Origin of the sequence: uncultured Anaerococcus sp. (assembly GCF_963510915.1) — a bacterium.
GTDB lineage: Bacteria > Bacillota > Clostridia > Tissierellales > Peptoniphilaceae > Anaerococcus.
Genome location: NZ_CAUPHG010000111.1, coordinates 1 through 4,845, shown reverse-complemented (window position 1 = coordinate 4,845; position 4,845 = coordinate 1). Strand labels below are relative to the sequence as shown.

Below are 4,845 nucleotides of genomic sequence, written 5' to 3'. Positions count from 1 at the left end.
GATGGCAAGAATAAGATTTTACATAATTTTTCTTTAAATCTTGACGAGAACAAAGTATATGCTCTTGTAGGTAGCTCTGGATCTGGTAAGTCTACCATTGCCAAGTTAATCTCTGGACTATATCCTGTGGATTCTGGAGAAATTTTAATCGGCGACAGAAATATTTCTTCCTACGATGGAGAAAGCTTGATGAAAAATATCGGCATAGTTTTTCAAAATCCTAAACTATTCCAAGGAATTTCGATTTTTGAAAATGTAAAACTTGCAAATAAAGATGCAGATGATGAAGAGGTCTACAAAGCCTTAAAGCTTGCCCGCTGTGATGACTTTATAGATAAGTTCAAGGACAAGTACGATGCGATAATAGGTGCTGAAGGGATAAATCTATCTGGTGGCGAGAAACAGAGAATCTCCATTGCGAGAATATTTTTGAAGGATCCAAAGATAATTATCCTTGATGAAGCTTCTGCTGCTGCAGATCCGGAAAATGAATATGAATTACAGATTGCATTTAAGGAGCTTATAAAAGATAGGACGACAATTATGATTGCTCATAGGCTTTCTTCGATTCGTGGAGTGGACGAAATTCTACTGGTAGAAGATGGAAAAATTCTAGAAAGAGGAAGCCACGATGAACTTACGAAGGAAGATAGCAGGTATAAGAAGTTTATTGAAATGTACAATGAAGCAAATGAATGGAGGGTTGATCTATGAAAAACTATTTAAAAGATAGATTTGCACTTACAGACAAGGGTGCAGAAGGAACCATAGTTGCCATTAAATATTCTACCTTAAAAAGTCTATCCTACATGCTTCCTATGTTTCTACTAATGTATGTCATGCAAGGTCTCTTGGGTCTAGGCAAGTTTAATCTCAAGATTTCTGTCATTGCATATATAGTAATTGCTCTTATAATGATGTTTGTAATAAATAGAGATTACATCACAACCTATAATGAAACCTATAAAGAATCTGCAAATTTAAGGATTGAACTTTCTGAAATTATAAAGGACCTTCCCCTTAGTTTCTATTCTAAAAGAGATTTAACTGATTTTTCTCAAACGATTATGAAGGATGTAGAGGCAATGGAGCATGGTCTTTCTCATGCAGTTTCAGGTTTTTATGGCTTTATAATAAACCTAGTTATTATTTCCATTTTGTTGCTAATTGGAAATGTAAAGCTTGGTCTTGCAGTTATAGTTCCCATTTATATTTCTGCTATTTTGAATTTGATTTTCACCAAGATGCAAAAAAAGGCGACTAAGTCCTACTACAAAGAACAAAGAAAGTCTTCTAAGATGTTCCAAGAACTAATAGATCTATCTACAGAGATCAAGTCCTATAATTTGACTGAAGAAAAGGAAAAAAGTGGCATTGACTTTGTTAGGTCTTTAGAAAAGAACCACATTAAGTCAGAACTGGGGCAAGTTATCCCTCTTGTTTCTGCAGGAGTTGTGGCAAATTTATCTCTTGCCCTTGCAATATATGTTGGATTAAATAGCTTGATAGATGGAGAAATAAATATCTTGTATTTTGCAGGCTACTTATTTGCTTCAGCAAGATTAATTGATGGAGTTGCTGCCTTTAACCAATTTTATGGAGAGTTAATGTATATCGATTCGCCAATAGAAAAGATAAAGGCACTTAGATCAGAAGAAATCCAACCGGGAAGAGAAACAGAATTTAAATCATTTGATATAGAAGGAAAGAATGTAGAATTTTCTTATCTCGATGACAAAAAAGTCATAGATAATATTTCATTTAAGGCTTTGCAGGGAAAAACTACTGCTCTTGTTGGTCCATCTGGTTGCGGGAAGTCCACTCTAATAAAATTGGTGGCAAGGCTCTATGATTATGACAGAGGAGAAATCTTAATAGATAAAAAAGAGATAAATAAGGCGAGGACAGAAGATTTATTTAAACATATTTCCATGGTGTTCCAAGATGTAATTCTATTTAACGGTTCTGTAATGGAAAATATAAGGCTCGGCAGACCTACTGCAAGTGATGAAGAAGTGCTAGAAGCTGCAAGGCTAGCGAACTGTGACGAATTTGTAAAGAAACTTGAGAATGGATACGATACGGAGATTGGCGAAAATGGATCTAACTTATCTGGAGGAGAAAGACAGAGAATATCCATAGCAAGAGCCTTTTTAAAGGATGCAGAAATAATCCTACTAGATGAAATTGCGGCATCACTTGATGTGGAAAATGAAAAATATATCCAAGAATCTCTAAATAAATTAATTAAAAATAAGACGGTGATGATAGTTTCCCATAGGATGAAATCAATAAGAAATGTAGATCAAATCATAGTTATGAAAGATGGAAAGATAGAAGATTTTGGAAAACATGATGAACTTTTAAAAAGTAGCAAAACCTACCAAAAGATGATTGAATCATCTAAAAAATCTGAAGAATTTATATATTAAGGAGGAAAAAATGAATAAATTTGGAATTCGAGATTTAATAAATGCAGGAGTATTTTCACTTTTAATTATAATGGCAACCTGGTGTGGAGGTATGATAGGTTTTATGCCTGTCCTTATGCCCCTAGTTCCATTTGCTTGCGGTTTATTTTCAGGACCAGTATTTATGCTTTATTCAACAAAGATAGATAAATTTGGAATGGTCTTAATCATGGGAATAGTATTTGGACTTGTATTTTCAATGTCAGGCCATGGAGCGGTAGTTCTTCCTGCCATAATTGTAATGTCCTTAATTTGTGAGATGATATTAAAAAAAGGTGGCTATAAGTCAATAAAAACTGCAAGACTAACATACATGGTATTTATGCTGTTTGGAGCTGTAAATTTAATACCAATTTATTTTGCTAGAGATGCCTTTGTACAATCTTTAATCGACAGAAATTATGGGGCTGAATATGCAGAAAAAATGTTATCTGTTATGCCAACTTGGTCCTTTATACCTGTAGTTCTACTAGGTATGCTCGGTGGATATATAGGATGTACCATTGGAATTAAAATCTTAAATAAACATTTTAAAAAAGCGGGAATGGCTTAATGAAAATTGATTTTAGGACAAAATTATTTTTGACAATCATCATAGGATTATCTGCAACAGAAGGTTCCATTAGCATGAATTATAAATACCTTGGAATTTTGTTAGCTGTATTTCCATACCTACTTGCAATCCTAGATAAAAAATGGTCCCTTATTGGTAAGGGACTTTTTTATACTGGGATAGCCGTAGTAGGACAGATAGTAGCATCCAAGTATCCAAATTCTTATTTAGGGATGGTTTTTAATCTCTACTGCGGAATAATACTTAGAATACTTCCCGGAGTGATGATGGGTTACTACACCGTTTCAACTACAAAGATGAGCGATCTAGTATATTCTCTAAAGAAAATCAAATTTCCAGACTACATAATCATACCAATTTCTGTCATGTTTAGATTTTTCTATTCTATAAAAGAAGATTACAAAATCATCGGGGAAGCTATGTACATGCATGGACTTACGATGAAAAATTTCATTAAAAATCCGGCGAAGATACTGGAATATAGATTTGTGCCATTACTCATGGTTGTATCTCAAACAGCTGATAATGTTGCAATATCTGCCATGACAAGAGGCATGAAAATGAATAAAGAGAGGTCTTCCATATCAAGCGCAAGGCTTAAAACGGTGGACTATGTCCTACTTAGTTTCGGAATTTATATAATAATATTATTTATAAGGATAAAAATATGCTAGAATTTAAGAATTTTTCTCTTTCATTCAAAGAAGATGAGGGAGAAAATAGAATACTTGAAGATATAAATTTAAAATTTGAAAAGGGATCTATAAATGTCATCACAGGCAGATCTGGATGTGGTAAATCATCTCTAATCAAGACTATAAATGGAATTATACCGGAAGTGGATAAGGCAAAGATGGAAGGGGATCTTTTATTTGATGGAGAAAGTATTTTGAAGTTGGATATAACCGACAGATCAAAATTCATCTCAACAGTCTTTCAAAATCCAAAAAATCAATTCTACGCCATTAATTCCCTAGATGAAATCGCATTTGCCCTAGAAAACAGGAATGTTTCTAGGGATAAAATTTATGAAAAGATAGAATATTTTTCAAAACTACTAAATAGTCAGGATCTTTTAGGTAAGGATTTATTCAAACTATCAGGAGGGCAGAAACAACTAATAGCCATAAATTCTGTGGCGGTTATGGACAACGAAATATATATTTTCGATGAACCATCCGCATCCCTAGACAGAGAATCCATAGAAAAATTGACCCACTGTCTAGAAGTTTTAAAATCCTTGGGCAAGATAATAATCATCGCTGAGCATAGACTCTACTATTTAAAAGAAATAATGGACAGACTACTTGTAATTGAAAATCGGAAAATTTTATCATATAGTAAAGATAGAATCTCAGAAGAAATACTTGAAAAGCACAGACTTAGAACCCTTAAAGACATAGAAAAAGAAGAACTTATAAGTAAAAGCTACGAAGTGAAGAACCTATTCGACCACAGTTTCGATGAAGAAAAATCACTTGTATGTAGAGATTTTTCCTGCCAATATGAAAAAAATCCCAAGCTATTTGATTTTTCAATGAGCTTTGATCCGGGAATATATTTCATAATAGGAGCAAATGGAATTGGTAAATCTTCATTTATAAGAAATCTTTGCGGTCTTAATAAGAAGCAAAAGGGCGAAGTATTTTACAAAAATAGAAGAATAAAAAACCATGGAGACTATATTTCTCTAGTGATGCAGGATGTCAATTATCAGCTATTTACAGAATCCGTTTTAACGGAGATGAAAATAGTAACAGATGACGAAAAAAAGATTGAAGAAATATTAAAGAAACTAGA

5 protein-coding genes are annotated in these 4,845 nt (G+C 33.3%); all 5 read left to right on the top strand.

Features of this window, described 5'->3' with window-relative positions; translation table 11 throughout:
* The coding region (locus RQ893_RS08125; RefSeq protein ID WP_311482521.1) for an ATP-binding cassette domain-containing protein at positions 1 to 714 on the top strand (714 nt) is incomplete at its 5' end.
* A complete protein-coding gene (locus RQ893_RS08120; protein ID WP_311482520.1) occupies positions 711 to 2,432 on the top strand; it encodes an ABC transporter ATP-binding protein in 1,722 nt (573 codons plus the stop codon). The genes RQ893_RS08125 and RQ893_RS08120, both read left to right, overlap by 4 nt.
* A 10-nt stretch (positions 2,433 to 2,442) precedes the next feature.
* A complete protein-coding gene (locus tag RQ893_RS08115) occupies positions 2,443 to 3,024 on the top strand; it encodes an MptD family putative ECF transporter S component (RefSeq protein WP_311482519.1) in 582 nt (193 codons plus the stop codon).
* Positions 3,024 to 3,719: an energy-coupling factor transporter transmembrane component T gene (locus RQ893_RS08110; RefSeq protein ID WP_311482518.1), complete on the top strand. Its 696-nt coding sequence runs from the start codon at positions 3,024 to 3,026 to the stop codon at positions 3,717 to 3,719. The genes RQ893_RS08115 and RQ893_RS08110 overlap by 1 nt, the downstream gene beginning before the upstream one ends.
* Positions 3,713 to 4,845 (top strand): ABC transporter ATP-binding protein (locus tag RQ893_RS08105; RefSeq protein ID WP_311482517.1); only part of this gene is annotated, 1,133 nt, incomplete at its 3' end. The genes RQ893_RS08110 and RQ893_RS08105, both read left to right, overlap by 7 nt.

Bases quoted from the DNA above. Each gene is read 5' to 3' on its own strand.
- RQ893_RS08120 (WP_311482520.1), top strand. From the start codon at position 711: ATGAAAAACTATTTAAAAGATAGATTTGCACTTACAGACAAGGGTGCA.
- RQ893_RS08115 (WP_311482519.1), top strand. From the start codon at position 2,443: ATGAATAAATTTGGAATTCGAGATTTAATAAATGCAGGAGTATTTTCA.
- RQ893_RS08110 (WP_311482518.1), top strand. From the start codon at position 3,024: ATGAAAATTGATTTTAGGACAAAATTATTTTTGACAATCATCATAGGA.